Origin of the sequence: Pseudomonas sp. MYb193, assembly GCF_002966775.1 — a bacterium.
In the GTDB taxonomy this organism is placed as follows: domain Bacteria; phylum Pseudomonadota; class Gammaproteobacteria; order Pseudomonadales; family Pseudomonadaceae; genus Aquipseudomonas; species Aquipseudomonas paracarnis.
Window position 1 is genome coordinate 3,477,106 of record NZ_CP023269.1, and the last position, 17,164, is coordinate 3,494,269.

13 protein-coding genes are annotated in these 17,164 nt (G+C 62.0%); 8 read left to right on the forward strand and 5 right to left on the reverse strand.

What is annotated here, in order from left to right; genetic code table 11:
- The first annotated feature begins 119 nt into the window (after nucleotides 1-119).
- Nucleotides 120-608 carry an HIT family protein gene (locus CLM72_RS15740; protein WP_060764841.1) on the forward strand — a complete coding sequence of 163 codons (489 nt, stop codon included), beginning with the start codon at nucleotides 120-122 and terminating at the stop codon, nucleotides 606-608.
- Here CLM72_RS15740 and CLM72_RS15745 read toward each other — a convergent pair.
- A complete protein-coding gene (locus CLM72_RS15745) occupies nucleotides 592-1,074 on the reverse strand; it encodes a GNAT family N-acetyltransferase (RefSeq protein ID WP_105227084.1) in 483 nt (160 codons plus the stop codon). The genes CLM72_RS15740 and CLM72_RS15745 overlap by 17 nt on opposite strands.
- Nucleotides 1,075-1,250: 176 nt before the next feature.
- Here CLM72_RS15745 and CLM72_RS15750 point away from each other — a divergent pair, with 176 nt between their 5' ends.
- Entirely contained in the window at nucleotides 1,251-1,586 is a 336-nt protein-coding gene (locus CLM72_RS15750; RefSeq protein ID WP_044273082.1) for a hypothetical protein, read from the forward strand.
- Here CLM72_RS15750 and CLM72_RS15755 read toward each other — a convergent pair.
- The gene (locus tag CLM72_RS15755; RefSeq protein WP_105227085.1) at nucleotides 1,576-3,189 is read right to left on the reverse strand and encodes a hybrid sensor histidine kinase/response regulator; all 1,614 of its coding nucleotides are present in this window, start codon (nucleotides 3,187-3,189) and stop codon (nucleotides 1,576-1,578) included. The two genes, CLM72_RS15750 and CLM72_RS15755, sit on opposite strands and share 11 nt — an antisense overlap.
- A 97-nt stretch (nucleotides 3,190-3,286) precedes the next feature.
- Here CLM72_RS15755 and CLM72_RS15760 point away from each other — a divergent pair, with 97 nt between their 5' ends.
- The 6 genes from CLM72_RS15760 to argE all read left to right on the forward strand — a co-directional run bounded on the left by CLM72_RS15760 (nucleotide 3,287) and on the right by argE (nucleotide 9,110).
- Nucleotides 3,287-3,889 (forward strand): response regulator transcription factor, encoded by a 603-nt coding sequence (locus CLM72_RS15760; RefSeq protein WP_034126113.1) that lies wholly within the window; start codon nucleotides 3,287-3,289, stop codon nucleotides 3,887-3,889.
- 92 nt (nucleotides 3,890-3,981) lie between these two features.
- Nucleotides 3,982-5,082 (forward strand): IS110 family transposase, encoded by a 1,101-nt coding sequence (locus CLM72_RS15765; protein WP_105229148.1) that lies wholly within the window; start codon nucleotides 3,982-3,984, stop codon nucleotides 5,080-5,082.
- A 431-nt stretch (nucleotides 5,083-5,513) separates the two neighbouring features.
- Nucleotides 5,514-6,845 carry a flavin-containing monooxygenase gene (locus CLM72_RS15775; RefSeq protein ID WP_371920428.1) on the forward strand — a complete coding sequence of 444 codons (1,332 nt, stop codon included), beginning with the start codon at nucleotides 5,514-5,516 and terminating at the stop codon, nucleotides 6,843-6,845.
- 23 nt (nucleotides 6,846-6,868) lie between these two features.
- Complete coding sequence (locus CLM72_RS15780; RefSeq protein WP_014718154.1) at nucleotides 6,869-7,279, forward strand: RidA family protein; 411 nt, start codon at nucleotides 6,869-6,871, stop codon at nucleotides 7,277-7,279.
- Nucleotides 7,280-7,290: 11 nt separating this feature from the next.
- Entirely contained in the window at nucleotides 7,291-7,968 is a 678-nt protein-coding gene (locus tag CLM72_RS15785) for a DUF1028 domain-containing protein (RefSeq protein WP_105227088.1), read from the forward strand.
- The gene (gene argE / locus CLM72_RS15790) at nucleotides 7,965-9,110 is read left to right on the forward strand and encodes an acetylornithine deacetylase (protein WP_105227089.1); all 1,146 of its coding nucleotides are present in this window, start codon (nucleotides 7,965-7,967) and stop codon (nucleotides 9,108-9,110) included. The genes CLM72_RS15785 and argE overlap by 4 nt, the downstream gene beginning before the upstream one ends.
- A 540-nt stretch (nucleotides 9,111-9,650) precedes the next feature.
- Here the strand turns inward: argE and uvrA are convergent.
- The 3 genes from uvrA to CLM72_RS15810 all read right to left on the reverse strand — a co-directional run bounded on the left by uvrA (nucleotide 9,651) and on the right by CLM72_RS15810 (nucleotide 17,052).
- Nucleotides 9,651-12,170, reverse strand: a complete 2,520-nt coding sequence (uvrA, locus tag CLM72_RS15800) for an excinuclease ABC subunit UvrA (RefSeq protein ID WP_105227090.1) — start codon at nucleotides 12,168-12,170, stop codon at nucleotides 9,651-9,653.
- Nucleotides 12,167-13,879 carry an ATP-binding protein gene (locus CLM72_RS15805; protein ID WP_034126118.1) on the reverse strand — a complete coding sequence of 571 codons (1,713 nt, stop codon included), beginning with the start codon at nucleotides 13,877-13,879 and terminating at the stop codon, nucleotides 12,167-12,169. Before CLM72_RS15805 ends, uvrA begins: the two co-directional genes overlap by 4 nt.
- A gap of 101 nt (nucleotides 13,880-13,980) precedes the next feature.
- The gene (locus CLM72_RS15810) at nucleotides 13,981-17,052 is read right to left on the reverse strand and encodes an error-prone DNA polymerase (RefSeq protein ID WP_105227091.1); all 3,072 of its coding nucleotides are present in this window, start codon (nucleotides 17,050-17,052) and stop codon (nucleotides 13,981-13,983) included.
- Between the last annotated feature and the right edge of the window lie 112 nt (nucleotides 17,053-17,164).

Consider the following 17,164-nt stretch of genomic DNA (forward strand, 5'->3'; position numbering starts at 1 on the left):
GCCTGAATAACGGATATGGACGCGGTCTGATCTGACATCTGGTCGGCTATCAGGCCGCCTTCGCGAGCAAGCCCGCAGTTTTGTTATCCTGGCGCTCCCGCCCACACGGACGCGCGCGTATGCACATCGACCCGGCCTTCATCCTTCACCAGACCGAGCACTGGCAGCTCAACCACCACCTGGCGTCGAAGCTGCCGGGCTACCTGATGCTTGGCGCCAAGGTACCGGTTGACTCCCTCGCTGACATGCCAGAAGCCGCACTGGCCGAAATGGGCGGTTTGCTCGCCAACATCCAACGAGTGATGCAAGCCCAGCTCCAGCCGAAGTGGCTATATATCAGCCGCTACGGACATATGCCGGGTTTCCCGTTGCACTTTCACTTCATTCCTGTCTATGACTGGGTGGAGCGAGCGTTCTGGCAGGACGAACGCTACCGCTCGCTTTACGCTTTCGGTACGCCGCCCCTCGAACCCCTGACCGATGGCGCTGAACTGACCCTGTTTGTATGGCGAGAGTTTGGCGAGAGCCTCACCCCACCGCAGGTTCAAGGGCCAGGGGTGGCGCAGGTGATCGAGCAATTGCGCGCTGCATTCAAGCGGGACTCATAACCCGCAACCGCTTCACCATCGGCACACACGCCAGCACCAACCCGGACGGAGAGCGATACACCGCTTGCTCATCGCCTACATACCCGCACGCTCTATAAAAACTTACCGCGTTCAAGGTCGCATCCAGCACAACCTGTTCAATCGCTTGCTGGCGTGCCACGCCTTCCAGATGAGCAAGCATTGCCTTGCCAAGGCCTTGCCCCATGTAAGCGGGCAATACAAACAAGGCCCCTATTTCACCGTCGGCAAGATCGAGCATACCGGTGACGACAGGCTCGTCATTCAGCCAGCCCATGTAGAACTGTGTTTCCATCAACACGTTGTAGCCATCGCTGGCGCGACCTCGGGTCCAGAGCGCCATTTGCTCAGCGCTGTAGGCGCCAATGCATTGGCCGCGAATGGCCTCGCGTCGAATCTCGAAGGCACGCTCGGCGTCATCCGGCGTGGCACGTTTTATCTCCAGCATCGCAAGCTCCTTCCATGACCTCAAACTGCCACTAGCCCATTTGTGCTAATCGACCCCACCCCACGGCGGCGCTATATTCCGCGGCACTTCCAACGTTCTCACCCACACCGCGCACTCAGTGCGCGCGGGTTCTTTGCGCGTTGGAAAAACCAAAACAACCCCAAGGAAGAAGCACCATGAAACTCCACTCCCCTGTCACTCGTCTTGCCCTGCTGGGCGCCTTGATCATCGGCGTCGCCGGTTGCAGCAATATCAAGCCCACCGAAGATCATCTCAAGAAGCTTTCGGAAACCAATCTGGGCGAGCCGGTAAAACGTATTTCCAATGTGCGCAGCGACTCCATGACCACCTACTACGTCGCTAACACTGCCTCCGGCGAGTACAACTGCTCCGTGCCCAGCGGTGCGAGCGGCGGCGCGTTCGCAATTGCCAGCTTCGGTCTGATGAAGCCCGCGGCCTACTGCATGCCCAAGGGCGCCAAAGGCAATGGGTTGACGCCGTTCATGCAGTAATTTTTTCCTGACTGAGCTCACGCAGGGTGCCGCGCAATTCCGCAGGGCGTACCGGTTTGGAGAGGATAGCGATCTGACGATCATGCAACGCGGCCTGGATTTTCTCCACATCGTGCCCGGTGAGGATCAGCGCTGGCACCGCCCAGCCGCGTTGCTCGCGTAGCTGGTCGATGCATTCAATGCCGGTGGCATGGTTGCCCAGATCGTAGTCGGCAACGATGATGTCGCAGTCGCTGACCAAGCCCTGCCCCGTGGACTCGGCCTGCACCTCGCACCCCCAGCGCTCGAGCAAGGCTTGGGTGGCGAGCAGCACGTTATAGTCATCCTCCACCAGGCACACTTTCAGACCGCTGAGCAGACCGGCCTGGCGAGCATCGTCACGCACTGCCGGTTGACGCGGCGCGGTGGCCAGGGCCAGGCCATGCAGACTCACTGAGGTGCCATGGCCCACCCGCGAACGCAGGCTCACCTGCAAGCCCATCAACTGCCCCAGGCGCTTGACGATGGACAGCCCAAGGCCCACGCCTTCAACGTCCTTGTCACGCAGTTGGCGCACGCGATAAAACTCTTCGAAGACCTTTGACAGATGCTCCCTGGCAATGCCCCGCCCCTGGTCGTGCACCTCCACCACCAAGCCGTTATCGCGAACACGCACGCCGATCAGCACTGGTCGTTGCGCGCCGTATTTGAAGCAATTGGAGAGCAGGTTCTGCACCATCGTTGCCAACATGGCCGGGTCGACCAGCACCCAGTGAGCGCAGGCGCGCAAGCGCAACTGCACTCCAGCCCAGCGCGCAGCCTCTGCGTTCTGGCGCACCAGGTCGGCGAGAAAGTCACCCAGGTGAATCACTTGGTATTTGGGCAACAGGCGTCCGTTGTCGAGGGTGTAAAGATCGAGAATCGAACGAAACAATTGCGACACGTTAAGCAAAGAGCGGTCGATATTGTCTACCAGGCGCTGTTCGTCCTCCCCCAAGCGGGCTTCGCGCAAGCATGCAGTGAACAGGCCGATGGAGTGGATCGGCTGGCGCAGGTCATGGCTGGCCTGGGCAAGAAAGCGCGACTTTTCCAGGTTGGCGGCGATGGCTTGCTCGGAAGCCTTGCGTGTGCGCTCCAACAGGATATGGGCGTACACCGGGATCACTGTGCTGGTGATCATCAGCATCAGCATCATGAAGGGTTGCGCCTGCCACAGCGGCGTGAGTTGGTACACGATCAACAGCGCCAGCAACGCCAGCCCCGTCGCAATTGCCAGGTAGCGCGAACCGTAGCGCATGCCGTTGCCCAGGTTCACCCAGACCATCACCGCATACAGCGGCAATGCCGCCTCACCGCCCACCACCAGGCCGAACGAAGTGCCCGTGTAGTCGTGGATCATGCCGAAGATCCGCCGCGCCGGATAATGCCCGGGCCAGCGTGCGATCACCTGGCGCAACCCGATGGATGCCAGCAGGAACACGAAGATATACAGGATCACCGGCAGGTAGGTGTCCAACGACTGCCCAGGCAGGAAACCCAATAGGCTTATATACACAATGGCGATGGTGGCCACCACGATGCGCAGGTTAGCCTGATCGAGTTCGGAGTTGGTCTCGGGACTCATAGTCATATCCTTGACATATCATCTTAGAAAAGGGGCCCTTGGCCCGCTGGTAAAGTAGCATGCCTCGACACAACCTGGCCCCAGGAAGGAGCTCGCCATGACCGGCCGGATCATCATCGCCGACGACCACCCCATGTTTCGCGAAGGCATGGCGCGCACCGTGCAACGCCTGCTGCCCGACGCCCAGGTGCAAGAGGCCGGCGACCTCGCCACGGTGAATACGTTGCTGCGCGAGGCGGGTGAGGTCGATACCCTGATCCTCGATTTGCGCTTTCCCGGCCTGACCTGCATCAGCCAACTGGCCGAACTGCGCCAGCAACTGCGACGCACCACCTTGGTGGTGGTGTCGATGGTCGACGACCCTGCGCTGATCGAACAAGTCATGGCCTTGGGCGTCGACGGTTTTATCGGCAAGAACATCGCCCCGGACGAGATCGGCCAGGCGCTGCTGGCGATACGTGCCGGCGAAGTGCTGGTCAAGTTCGCGCCGTCGGGCCTGCTGCCGCTGGACACTCATACCCTTACCACCCGCCAGCAGGAAGTGTTGCGCCTGATTGCCCAGGGCAAGACCAACAAGGAAATCGCCAAGGCCCTGGATATCTCGCCGTTTACCGTGCGCATCCATGTGTCGTCCCTGCTGCGCAGCCTGAAGGTACCATCGCGGGCGGCGGCGGCGGTGAAGTACTCCGGAGAGCTCTAAGCTGTTTGTAATTAGATGGACTCGCCCAAGCCGAGGCGTCTATGCGCCACGGTGGCATTCTTATAGAAGCCAACGACAGCGAGGGCGAGCCCATGAAAAAGCATACGACGATCAATCAGTCTTTGTCAGCCGATGTATCTACTTGCGTAAACGTCGCGGTAGACCTTGCCAAAAAGGTCTTCCAAGTGGCCGGCGAGAATGCGCTCGGCCAGGTGATATTCGAGGATCGGATTAAGTCACGAGAGGCCTTTCAAACCTTTCTTCTTAAGCTTCCAGCAAGCGTAACGGTGCTGGTGGAAACCGGGCCAGGTGCTCAGGCATGGGCGCGATTGCTGCAAACGCAGGGCAATTCAGTGCGCATCCTACCGGCTCAGCATGTGACCACTCATCGCAGCGGCCCGAAAAATGATCGCAACGATGCATTGGCGATCCTGCGTGCTGGACGCGACTGCAGGATATCTGCCGTACCGGTCAAAAGTGCGGCGGCGCTCGCAATGCAAGCGCTGCATCGGGCCCGACAGGGATATATACGGCGACGTACGGCAGTCGGTAATCAGATGCGCGGCTTACTGCTGGAGCAGGGAGTATCCATGCCCCAAGGCGAAATGGCCATCAGCCAACGTATCCCGCGAATACTGGAAGACGCCACTCAGCCATTACCCGATTTGCTGCGCGAACTAATCGCCGAACTGCTAGTTGAATGGGTTCATTTGGGCGAACGCGTCAACGTGTTGACCGGTCGGCTCGAAACAGCGGCGAAGAACGATGAGACAGCCAAGCGATTGATGACGGTGCGCGGAGTTGGCCCGATCATAGCCACAGCACTGTTGGCCAAGCAGACTGAGCCTGAACGCTTCGCAAATGCCCGACAGTTCGCCGCCTACTTCGGGCTGGTGCCCAGCCAGCACAGCAGCGGAGAAAAAATCCGGCTCGGCAAGATGAGCAAGAAGGGTGATGCGTATTTGCGCAGTCTGGCGGTCCAGGGTGCCCACGCCGTTTTAAGACAGGTACGACCGGATTCAGAGCAGCCCGACGACCAGCGGTTACAGCGTTGGGTATCTCGTCTGGGGCGCAAGGAGGCGGCAGTGCGTTTGGCCAACCGTAACCTGCGTATCCTCTGGCGGCTCTTGCAGAACGACCAGACGTATCGCCGCCAGCCAGGCAACAGTCAGGAGACTGCGATGAGCCACTGATTCACAGAGTTCTGCCACCGGGGCGTTTAGCCGCTCCAACCCGTGCTAACGAACATTGACCCCTGGTCAGACCGTCGCGAATTGATGCCTGCGCTCCTACCGGCCCTTGAGGCCTTTTTGTAATGGGCAGATCGCGAGCTGATCCAATGTTGGCCAGAAGCTGTTTGGAGCTTCCTCGGATAGGCCTGATACATAGATGCAACCGGGTACCAATGTTTGAAAAGCGGGTTGAAAGTGGGGGCGAGTCCATACATAGGAGCGAGCTTGCTCGCGAAAAAACCACAGGCGCCGCGTTCATCCAGAAAACACGCGTTAGCGTTGACGTTTTTCGCGAGCAAGCTCGCTCCAGCCCCCTCTGCATCCGATATTTATGCTCAATTCCCAACTTAATAATATTTTATTAATCACCGCCCGCCCCCTAACTTGACGTCATGCCCAAGCTGAATCCAACTGCATTACGCAAGGACAGACACATGACTCAAGCAATAACAAAAATAGACACGCTGGTGGTGGGCGCAGGTCAGGCTGGCGTGGCCATGAGCGAGCATTTGAGCAAGCAAGGCGTGCCGCACCTGGTGCTGGAGCGCAGCCGTATCGCCGAGCGCTGGCGCACCGGGCGCTGGGACTCGTTGGTCGCCAACGGCCCGGCCTGGCATGACCGCTTCCCCGGTCTGGAATTCGACGACGTCCCTGCCGATGGCTTCGCGCCAAAAGAGCGTGTCGCCGATTACTTTGAAGCCTACGCACGCAAATTCAATGCGCCGATCCGCACTGGCGTGGACGTGACGTCAGTGGTACGTAACATCGGCCGCCCCGGCTTCACCGTGCATACCAGTGAAGGTGTGATCGAAGCCAACCGCGTGGTCGCCGCCACCGGGCCATTCCAGAAGCCCGTGATTCCAGGCATAGCGCCTACAGGCACGGCTCTGCACCAGATCCATTCCGCCGACTATCGCAACCCTGGGCAACTGCCGGCAGGCGCCGTATTAGTGGTGGGCGCCGGTTCTTCCGGCGTACAAATCGCCGATGAACTGCAGCGCGCCGGTCGCCAGGTCTACCTGTCGGTAGGCGCCCATGACCGCCCGCCCCGCGCCTATCGCAACCGGGATTTCTGCTGGTGGCTGGGGGTTCTGGGCGAGTGGGACCAGGCGGCGATGAAACCTGGCCGTGAACACGTGACCATTGCTGTGAGCGGCGCCCACGGCGGCAAGACCATCGACTTCCGTGAACTGGCCCAGCAAGGCATGACCCTGGTTGGCCTGACCCAAGCCTTCGACGGCACGGTGGCGACGTTCCAACCCAACCTGGTGGAAAACCTGGCACGCGGGGATGAGAACTACCGGGCCCTGCTGGACGCGGCCGACGCGTATGTCGAACGCAATGGTCTCGACCTGCCCCAGGAGCCCGAAGCACGTCGCGTGTTTCCAGACGCTGAATGCATCAAGCAGCCAATCCTGACGCTGGACCTGGCCCAAGCGGGCATCACCTCGATCATCTGGGCCACCGGGTTTGCCGTGGACTACAGCTGGCTACAGGTGGACGCTTTCGACGCCGCCGGCAAGCCGCAACACCAACGCGGTGTATCCAGCGAAGCCGGCATCTACTTCCTCGGTTTGCCATGGCAATCGCGGCGTGGCTCGTCGTTTATCTGGGGGGTGTGGCACGACGCCAAATACGTAGCCGACCATATCGCTATCCAGCGTCAGTACCTCGAGTACCGCGCAGCTGCGCCGGTTGCCCGCCAGACCCCTGTCAGCGCCTGATCACTTTTTCCTGGAGTTTTTTGATGCCTACTCACACTCGCATCCGCATGTTCAACACCAAAGAAACCTATCCCAACCAGAGCCTGGATAACGACCTGTGCCAGGCCGTGCGCGCCGGCAACACCGTGTATGTACGCGGCCAGGTGGGCACTGATTTCGATGGCAACCTGGTGGGCCTCGGCGACCCTCGGGCCCAGGCCGAGCAGGCGATGAAAAACGTCAAGCAACTGCTCGAAGAAGCCGGCAGCGACCTCAGCCACATCGTCAAAACCACCACCTACTTGATCGACCCACGCTACCGCGAGCCGGTGTATCAGGAAGTGGGCAAGTGGCTCAAGGGCGTATTCCCGATTTCCACCGGGCTGGTGGTCTCGGCCCTGGGCCAGCCGCAGTGGCTGATGGAAATCGATGTGATCGCGGTTATCCCAGAGTAAGGAGGCTAACCATGACCTTTTCAATCGTTGGCCGCTGCGCGGAAACCGGCCAGTTGGGCGTCGCCATCAGCTCATCAAGTATCGCCGTAGGCGCTCGCTGCCCATGGCTGCGGCCCGGCGTGGGCGCGGTATCGACCCAGAACATCACCTTGCCGGCCCTCGGCCCAGATGTGCTCGACGGGCTGGAACAGGGCCTGGCCCCAGCCGATGCCGTGGACAAAGCACTCACCCGCAACGGCTACAGCCAGTATCGGCAACTGACGGCGATAGACCACCTGGGCCATAGCGTGCATTTCAGCGGCAGCCAGACCCTGGGTACCCATCACGCGGTATCGGGCGAGCAATGCGTGGCGGCGGGCAATATGCTCGCCGACCGTGAAGTCATCACCGCGATGGTCTCGGCCTTCGAACAGGGCGAAGGCCAGCTCGCAGACCGGTTGCTGGCAGCGATGCATGCCGCCATCGCCGCCGGTGGCGAAGCCGGCCCGGTGCATTCCGCCGCGCTGGTGGTGGTGGGCGAGTTGACTTGGCCGATCATTAACTTGCGCGTGGATTGGGCCGACGAAGCGCCGATTGGCGAATTGCAAAAACTCTGGGACGCCTACCGCCCACAGGTACAGGACTATATCGATCGCGCCCTCGCCCCCGACCGCTCCCCCGGCTACGGCGTGGCCGGAGACGAGCGATGAGCCGCAGCCGCGACCTGCTGGAAACGCTGGTGGGCTTCGACACCACCAGCCGTGAGTCCAACCTGCAGTTGATCGAGTTTGTGCGCGATTACCTGGCCGGGTTTGGCATCGCCAGCGAGTTGGTCTACAACGCGCAACGCACCAAGGCCAACCTGTTTGCCAGCGTCGGCCCGGTTGAGCTGCCAGGTATCGTGCTGTCGGGGCATACCGACGTGGTGCCAGTGGATGGGCAACCCTGGACCCTGCCGCCGTTCACGTTGACCGAGCGTGACGGCAAGCTGTTCGGGCGCGGCACTGCCGACATGAAGGGGTATATCGCATGCGTGCTGGCGTTGGTACCCGAACTGGTCAAAACACCGTTGCGCCTGCCGGTGCATATCGCCCTGTCCTACGATGAAGAAGTCGGATGCCTGGGCGTACGCTCATTGCTCGCTGTTCTGGAACAGCGCCCGGTGAAACCCATGCTGTGCATCATCGGCGAACCGACCGAACTCAAACCCGTGTTGGGTCATAAGGGCAAGTTGGCGATGCGCTGCGACATACAGGGTCAAGCATGTCATTCGGCGTATGCGCCCTCGGGGGTGAATGCGATCGAACATGCCGCCGATCTGATCTGCGAACTCGGGCGCATCGGCCAGCGCTTGCGTTCGCACCAGGACCCACGTTTCAATCCACCTTTCAGCACGGTACAGACCGGCCTGATCAGTGGCGGCAAGGCATTGAACATCGTCCCGGCCGATTGTCGCTTTGACTTTGAAGTACGCGCCCTGCCCGCCTCGGACCCCGCTGAAGTCGCTCAAGAACTGCAAGCGTACGCCATGCAGCAGGTACTGCCGCGTATGCAGGCGGTCAGCAAGCAGAGCTCCATTCGGTTCACAGAGCTGTCGGCCTACCCGGGGCTGGTCACGGATGAGCACAGCCAGGCGGCGCAGCTGATTGCGGCGTTTTGCGGCTCGCAAGCGTTCGGCACCGTAGCGTTTGGCACCGAAGGCGGGCTGTTTGATGCGGCAGGCATTCCCACCGTGGTATGCGGGCCCGGGAGCATGGAGCAGGGGCATAAGCCGGACGAGTTCGTGAGCGTAGCGCAATTGGCGGGATGTGATGCCATGTTGGGGCGCATGCTGGACTCGATCAGCATCTGAGCCAAACACGGTCTTACCAAGACAATGCAAAATCCTGTGCTCCCTGGTACCTGCAACTGCGTCGCAGCCAACGGTAACCACGATGCGAAGCGAGCCGCTCTTGATCTTGCTCTTGATTTGCTTTTGATCTTGATCTTAAGCGCCCCGTCAAACCACGCTGGCCGAACGCAGGCTTGAATTCGTGGGTAACCCGGCAGGACGCCGGGTTAGCCGCCCCGCGCCATGGATGGCGCGTGGCGGCGGCCCACGGATTCAAGCCTGCGTTCGGGCACACCGAGCCTGGGCGAGGTGCCGAGTGGTGGGGCAAGAGCGTTTTGCTTACTTTGCCGCTTTTGCAAAGTGAGCCGCCGTCAGGGCGGAACCCTAAGTGGTCACTACCGCAGGAATGGATATGTACACAATCCAACTGTGTTGACTCTCAGACCGCCTTCGCGAGCAAGCCCGCTCCCACAGTTGGATTGTGTTGGGTCAGGCCGATAGGGGTCGGCTGGGGGGCCATCATCGCAGGCAAGCCAGCTCCCACAAAAGGCCAGCCTCCAGTCAGACCAGCTCCCGAGCAAGAAACGGCGCAGTCCGGCTGGTCTTGCTCTTGGCCACTTTCTGCGGCGCCCCACACGCCACGACTCTCCCGCCCAAGTCCCCTGCTCCCGGCCCGATATCAATCACCCAGTCACTTTGGGCCACAACGCGCATTTCATGCTCCACCACAACCACCGTATGCCCCGCATCCACCAACTGGTTCAGTTGGCTGAGCAAACGATCGACGTCCCTGGGGTGCAACCCGGTGGTCGGCTCGTCCAGCACATACAAGGTGGCGCCCCGGGCATTGCGTTGCAACTCGGTAGCGAGCTTGATGCGCTGTGCCTCACCGCCCGACAACTCGGTGGCCGGCTGCCCGAGGCGCAGATAACCCAGGCCGATATCGCGCAACACGACTAACGAACGCAGGATGCCCGGCTGCTCGGCAAACACCTGCACCGCTTGCTCCACCGTCAGCCCCAGCACTTGGGCGATGTTCAAGCCCTGCCATTTGATCGCCAGGGTGTCGGGGTTGTAGCGCGCGCCATGACAGGTCGGGCATGGCGCGTACACGCTGGGCATGAACAGCAACTCGACGCTGACAAAACCTTCACCCTCACAGTTCGGGCAACGGCCCTTGGCGACGTTGAAGGAGAACTGCCCGGCATCGTAATTGCGTTTCTTGGCCGCTGGCGTGGCGGCAAACAGTTTGCGCACGTTGTCGAACAGCCCGGTGTAGGTCGCCAGGTTGGAACGCGGCGTGCGGCCGATGGGTTTCTGGTCCACCTGCACCAGGCGCTGAATGTGCTCGAGCCCGGCGCTGATGCGCCCGCCACTGGCTTGCGGTGCAGCATCTTCCAGGCTCGGTTCGTCGTCGCTTTCCAGCACACGCCCCAGGGCCGTGCCCACCAATTCCAGCAGCGCCTGGCTGACCAGGCTGGATTTGCCCGAGCCGGAAATCCCCGTCACCGCGGTGAAACGGCCCAGCGGGAAATCCACGTTCAAATCTTTCAGGTTATTTCGCGTCACGCCTTTGAGCTTCAGCCAACCGGCCGGCTCGCGGCTTGGCACATTGGCCGGGCGAGGTGAGGCAAACAGGTATTCGCGGGTCTGCGAGGCCTCGACATCCGCCAACCCTGCTGGCGGCCCGCTGTACAGCACTTGCCCGCCATGTTCGCCGGCAGCCGGGCCCACGTCGATCAGCCAGTCGGCGCGGCGCATGGTTTCCAGGTCATGTTCCACCACAAACAGCGAATTGCCCGCGGCCTTCAAACGATCAAGCGCGGTGAACAATGCTTCGCCATCCGCCGGGTGCAGTCCCGCCGAAGGCTCATCGAGCACATAAATAACGCCGAACAACTGCGAGCCCAATTGGGTGGCCAGGCGCAGACGCTGCAGTTCCCCGGACGACAGGGTCGGCGTGCTGCGCTCCAGGGACAGATAGCCCAGGCCCAGTTCGATCAAGGTGTTGACCCGTTCGAGCAGATCCTGGGCGATGCGCTGGGCCGCCAGGCGTTTTTCCACCGACAGCTTCATCGTGTCCTGCCCCGCGGCCACCGGCTGCAGCAACTCGGCCAATTGCGCCAGGGACAATTGCGACAGCTCACCGATATCCACCCCGGCAAACTTCACCGACAGCGCCGCCTGGTTCAGGCGTTTGCCCTCGCACAATGGGCAGGCACTGCCTTGCATGAACTGCGATACACGCTTTTTCATCAGCGCGCTTTGGGTGTGGGCGAAGGTGTGCAGGATATAGCGCCGAGCGCCGCTGAAGGTGCCTTGGTAGCTGGGTTCGAGCTTGCGTTTCAACGCCTCGCGGGTCTGCTGCGGGGTGAAGCCGGCGTACACCGGTACGGTGGGGGTTTCTTCGGTGAACAGGATCCAGTCGCGCTGCTTTTTCGGCAGCTCGCGCCACGGGATGTCCACGTCATAACCCAGGGTCACAAGGATGTCGCGCAGGTTCTGGCCCTGCCACGCCAACGGCCAGGACGCCACTGCACGCTGGCGGATGGTCAAGGACGGATCGGGCACCATCAGCGCTTCGGTCACTTCATACACGCGGCCCAGGCCGTGGCATTGCGGGCACGCGCCCTGGGGCAGGTTCGGCGAGAAGTCCTCGGCGTACAACATGGCCTGCCCTTTCGGATAACGGCCGGCGCGGGAATAGAGCATGCGGATCAAGCTCGATAAGGTGGTGACACTGCCCACCGACGAGCGCGCACTGGGTGTACCCCGTTGCTGTTGCAGGGCCACGGCAGGCGGCAAGCCTTCGATGCTGTCTACGTCCGGCACGCCGACCTGGTCGATCAAGCGCCGCGCATACGGCGCCACCGATTCGAAATAGCGGCGCTGGGCCTCGGCGTACACCGTGGAAAACGCCAGGGACGATTTGCCGGAGCCAGACACGCCGGTAAATACCACCAGGGCGTCCCGGGGAATATCCACATCGACATTGCGCAAGTTATGTTCACGGGCGCCACGCACCCTGACGAAGCCCGTTTGCCGGGCGGTGAGCGGTGGGATGTTGCGCTGTGATGTCATGGGCAACCTTGTCTTGCGCTTAGCACCCTGCGCACGCGTTGGGTCAGGGCATCGGGACTGTAGGGTTTGCTCAGCAGGTGGATATCGGCGCTGAGCAGATGATTGGAAGACAGAATGTCGCGGGTGTGGCCAGAGGTAAACAGCACCGGCACCGGCGGGTTCTGAGCGCGGGCCCAGGTGGCCAGGTCGGTGCTCTTGACCCGACCCGGCATCACCACATCGGTGAAGATCAGGTCCGGCGACACGCCGCGCTGCAACACTTGCATCGCGCGGTCGCCATCCTCGGCGGTCAGTACGGTATAACCCGACTGCTGCAGCAACTCGACCACCGTCAGGCGCACGCCTTCGTTGTCCTCGACCACCAGGATGGTTTCCTGGCCGCCGCCTTGCAGGTCCGCATCACTGTAGTCGTCGAAGCATTCAGGCTCCAGGCAGTGGGGGAAATACATCTGCACCACCGAGCCCTTGCCCTCCTCGCTCCACATGTCCACGTGCCCGCCACTTTGGCGCACAAAACCGAACACCATGCTCAGGCCCAGGCCGGTGCCGTGGCCTTCGCGCTTGGTGGTAAAGAAGGGTTCGAATGCGCGCTTGAGGGTCGCCTCGGACATGCCCACGCCGGTGTCGGCCACTGCCAGGCGCACGTACTCGCCGGGCTTGATGCTTTTACCGATGCAATCGTCCGGGTTGAGGATGACGTTTTCCCCGGTGATACGAATCACACCCTCGCCCTGCATGGCATCGCGGGCGTTGATCGCCAGGTTGAGCAGCGCGTTTTCCAGCTGGTTGCGGTCGACATTGATGCACCAGGAGTCCTGGGGCAGTTGCACGTCGATATGAATGGTTTCCCCCAACGCCCGTTGCAACAGCTCGCCCAGGCCGGCGTAGATGCGCTGCGGGTTGTACACCGCCGGAGACAAGGGCTGGCGACGGGCAAAGGCCAACAGTTGCGACGACAGCTTGGCCCCTCGCTCCACGGCGGCGATGGCCGCGGTGACGCGACGTTGCACCTGACAATTGTCCGGCTCATGCCGGGCGAGCAAATGCAGGTTGCCGGCGATCACTTGCAGCAGGTTATTGAAGTCATGGGCCACGCCACCGGTCAGGCCGCCAATCGCTTCCAGCTTCTGTGACTGGCGCAACTGGTCTTCTGCGGCAGACCGCGCCTGCACTTCAGCGGCTACGCGTTGCTCCAGATTATGGGTGAGCTCCTGGCGCACCCGCTCGGACTTCACCAGTTCGGTGGTTTCCACCACAATCGCCAGCACCCCGGCCGGCTGTTGGTTGTCCCCGGCCACGGGGCTGTAATAGAGGTCCAGCCATACGCTTTCCGGTTGGCCGTGACGCGATAACACCAGCTCCTTGTTATTGAACGACAAGGTACCACCCGCCAGGCACGTATCCACCACATGCCGATTGAACTCGGCAACTTCCGGCCAGCCCAGTTCTACCGGAGTGCCCAAGAGGTAGGGATGGCGCCCGCCGGCAAATACCGAATAGCTGTCGTTGTAGATCATGTACCCCGCCCGCCCCCACAGCATCACCATCGGCACGGGTGAGGCGAGCATCATTTGCACGGTGCAAGCCAGGCTCGTGGACCACTGATCCAAGGGGCCAAGGTCGGTACTTGACCAGTCAAACGTGCGAATCCGCTGGGCCATTTCGCCGGCCCAGCCTTCACAGCCATGGGGGTTGGATAAAAATTGCATGATTGGGCTCTGTGCAGGGACAAGACAGTCGCAAGTTTTGGAGCGCGCCAGCGGTAGATGGTTTCATCCTGAACACAGAGGAATGCACAAACCCCTGGAACTCAATGAAAATCCCGGCTGCGCACCACCATTCCATCCAGCAACGGCGTCAAATCGGTGAGGCGCCCCGCGATCAAATGCCGCACCTCACCCACCGCCTCCCAACGGCCGTCCACCTTGAGCAAACGCGAGCCCACCAGCGCCTGGCGCTGACGCTCGGCCAGGTCGCGCCAGACCACCACATTGAGGTTGCCGAACTCATCCTCCAGGGTGACAAAGGTCACGCCGCTCGCCGTGCCTGGGCGCTGGCGGCCAGTGACCAGCCCGGCGATGCTCACGTTGCGCCCATGTTCCACCGTCAGCAACTCCTGGGAACTGCGGCAGCGGCGCCGGCGTAACTCGGCGCGCAACAACGCCAGGGGATGGGGCCCCAGGGTGGTACCGAGGGTGGCGTAATCGGCGTGCAAATCTTCGCCTACCGTGGGCTCGGGCAATGCCACCCGCGTTTCATCGGGGCTCGGCAGGCCGGCAAACAAGCCCAGTTGCTGATGCACACCGGCCACGTCCCAGCGCGCCTGATGGCGGTTGCCGGCCAGGGCGCGCAAGGCCCCGGCATCCGCCAGCAGCGCCTGGGCACGCGTATCCAACCCGGCGCGCGCGTCCAGGTCAGCGATGTCATTGAACAGCCGCTGCTGCCTCGCCGCTTCGATACGCCGCCCGTCGTCCTCGCGAAACCCCGAGATCATGCGCAAGCCCAGGCGAATCGCCGGTTGCTGGCCGTCGATGGGCTCCAGGCTGCATTCCCAGTCGCTGGCCTGCACATCCACCGGGCGGATCTGCAAGCGATGGCGCCGAGCGTCCTGCAGGATCTGGTCCGGGCTGTAAAAGCCCATGGGCCAGCTGTTGATCAGGGCGCAGGCGAAGGCCGCCGGCTCATGGCATTTGAGCCAGCAACTGGCATAGGTCAGCAAGGCGAAACTGGCGGCGTGGGACTCCGGGAAACCATAGCTGCCAAAGCCCTTGATCTGCTCGAAAATCTGCGCGGCAAAGGCTTCGGTGTAGCCGTTCTTCAGCATGCCGGTGCGCAGGCGCTGCTGATGCGGCTCCAGGCCGCCGTGGCGTTTCCAGGCGGCCATGGAGCGGCGCAACTGGTCGGCCTCGCCGGGGCTGTAGTCGGCGGCGACCATGGCGATTTGCATCACCTGTTCCTGGAACAGCGGGATGCCCAGGGTGCGTTCCAGCACGGCTTTCAATTGCGGCGACGGATAGGTGGTGGGCTCTTCATTATTCCGTCGACGCAAGTACGGATGCACCATGCCGCCCTGGATCGGCCCAGGCCGCACAATGGCGACCTCGATCACCAGGTCATAAAACGTCTGCGGCTTGAGCCGGGGCAACATCGACATCTGCGCCCGCGACTCGATCTGGAACACACCGATGGTGTCGGCCTTGCTGATCATGGCGTAGGTGGCCGGGTCTTCCTTGGGAATCGTGGCCAGGCTCAAGTCCCGGTGGCGATGTCGGCGCAGCAAATCGAAGCAGCGGCGGATCGCGCTGAGCATGCCCAGGGCAAGGATGTCCACCTTGAGCAAACCGACGGCGTCGAGGTCGTCTTTGTCCCACTGGATAATGGTGCGCTCGGCCATGGCCGCATTTTCCACCGGCACCAGGGTGTCCAGCGGGTATTCGCTGATCACAAAGCCGCCAGGGTGCTGGGACAGGTGCCGCGGAAAACCGATCAGTTGCTGGGTCAGCGTCAAGACACGCCGCAGCAGTGGGCTGTCCGGGTCGAAGCCGCTTTCACGCAGGCGCTCCAACGGCGGCGCCTCATCGCTCCAGCGCCCGCAGCAATCGGCCAAGGCGTTGATCTGGTCCGCCGGCAGCCCGAGGGCCTTGGCCACATCACGTACCGCGCCCGTGGCGTGGTAACTGCTGACCACCGCCGTCAAGGCTGCACGGGTGCGGCCATAGCGCTGGAACACGTATTGCAGCACCTCTTCGCGGCGCTCGTGCTCAAAATCCACGTCGATGTCCGGCGGCTCGTTGCGCTCTTTGGACAGGAAGCGCTCGAACAGCAGGTTGGTCAGGCTCGGGTTGATTTCGGTGATGCCCAGGGCAAAACACACCGCCGAGTTAGCCGCCGAACCACGGCCCTGGCACAGGATCGAACGGCTGCGGGCGAAACGCACGATGTCATGCACCGTAAGGAAATAGCTTTCGTAACCCAGCTCGCTGATCAGTTGCAGTTCACGATGGATTTGCTGCAAGGTCTTGTCGTCGATGCCTTCGGGCCAGCGCTGGGCGATGCCTTCTTCGGTGAGGGTGCGCAGCCAGGATTGGGCGTCATGCCCCGCGGGTACCAGCTCGCGTGGATAGTGATAGCGCAACTGGCCGAGGTCGAAGGTGCAGCGCCGCGCGATGGCGAGGGTTTCATCCAGCAAGGCCTGTGGGTACAGCGCCGCCAGCGCGTCGAGGTTGCGCAGGTGGCGTTCACCATTGGGGTGCAGGCGCGTGCCGGCTTCGGCTACCGGCACATGGTGGCGGATGGCGGTCATGGTGTCTTGCAGGGCACGGCGGCCTCGCGCATGCATATGCACATCGCCGCAGGCCACGGCAGGGATTTGCAGGCTGTGGGCCAGTTGCAAGCGCTGTTGCAGATGGCGCGCATCGTCCTGCCCACAGTGCAGGTGCACCGCCAGCCACAGGCGCTGGTCGAAGGTGCGGCGCAGCCAGTCGAGGCTGGCCTGGGTGTCGCTGTCTTGCGCCACCCACAACGCCAACAGGCCGGGCAACGGTTGCTCGAAATCTTCCTGTAGCAGACGATAATTGCCCTTTTCAGCCCGACGCCGGGCCAGGGTGATCAGCCGGCACAGGTGCTGGTAACCGCTCAGGTTCTCTACCAGCAACACCAGTTTCGGGCCGTTTTCGATGTGCATTTCGCTGCCGATAATCAACGGCAAGTCCACGGCTTTGGCGGCTTGCCAGGCACGCACGATGCCTGACAGCGTGCATTCATCGGTGATCGCCAGGGCGCTGTAGCCTTGGCACTTGGCGCGCTCGAAAAGTTCCAGCGCACTGGAGGCGCCACGCTGGAAGCTGAAATTGGACAGGCAGTGCAGCTCGGCATAATTCATGCGTCCCCACCCCCTGTTGTAGGAGCGAGCTTGCTGTGGCGAGGGAGCTTGCTCCTGCTGACTGCGCAGCAGTCTCCGGCTTTTATTGGGGGCGCTGCGCACCCCAGCGCAA

Bases quoted from the DNA above. Each gene is read 5' to 3' on its own strand.
- CLM72_RS15740 (WP_060764841.1), top strand. From the start codon at position 120: ATGCACATCGACCCGGCCTTCATCCTTCACCAGACCGAGCACTGGCAG.
- CLM72_RS15755 (WP_105227085.1), bottom strand. From the start codon at position 3,189: ATGAGTCCCGAGACCAACTCCGAACTCGATCAGGCTAACCTGCGCATC.
- CLM72_RS15760 (WP_034126113.1), top strand. From the start codon at position 3,287: ATGACCGGCCGGATCATCATCGCCGACGACCACCCCATGTTTCGCGAA.
- CLM72_RS15750 (WP_044273082.1), top strand. From the start codon at position 1,251: ATGAAACTCCACTCCCCTGTCACTCGTCTTGCCCTGCTGGGCGCCTTG.
- CLM72_RS15785 (WP_105227088.1), top strand. From the start codon at position 7,291: ATGACCTTTTCAATCGTTGGCCGCTGCGCGGAAACCGGCCAGTTGGGC.
- CLM72_RS15805 (WP_034126118.1), bottom strand. From the start codon at position 13,879: ATGCAATTTTTATCCAACCCCCATGGCTGTGAAGGCTGGGCCGGCGAA.
- CLM72_RS15745 (WP_105227084.1), bottom strand. From the start codon at position 1,074: ATGCTGGAGATAAAACGTGCCACGCCGGATGACGCCGAGCGTGCCTTC.
- CLM72_RS15780 (WP_014718154.1), top strand. From the start codon at position 6,869: ATGCCTACTCACACTCGCATCCGCATGTTCAACACCAAAGAAACCTAT.
- CLM72_RS15810 (WP_105227091.1), bottom strand. From the start codon at position 17,052: ATGAATTATGCCGAGCTGCACTGCCTGTCCAATTTCAGCTTCCAGCGT.
- CLM72_RS15765 (WP_105229148.1), top strand. From the start codon at position 3,982: ATGAAAAAGCATACGACGATCAATCAGTCTTTGTCAGCCGATGTATCT.
- uvrA (WP_105227090.1), bottom strand. From the start codon at position 12,170: ATGACATCACAGCGCAACATCCCACCGCTCACCGCCCGGCAAACGGGC.
- CLM72_RS15775 (WP_371920428.1), top strand. From the start codon at position 5,514: ATGCCCAAGCTGAATCCAACTGCATTACGCAAGGACAGACACATGACT.
- argE (WP_105227089.1), top strand. From the start codon at position 7,965: ATGAGCCGCAGCCGCGACCTGCTGGAAACGCTGGTGGGCTTCGACACC.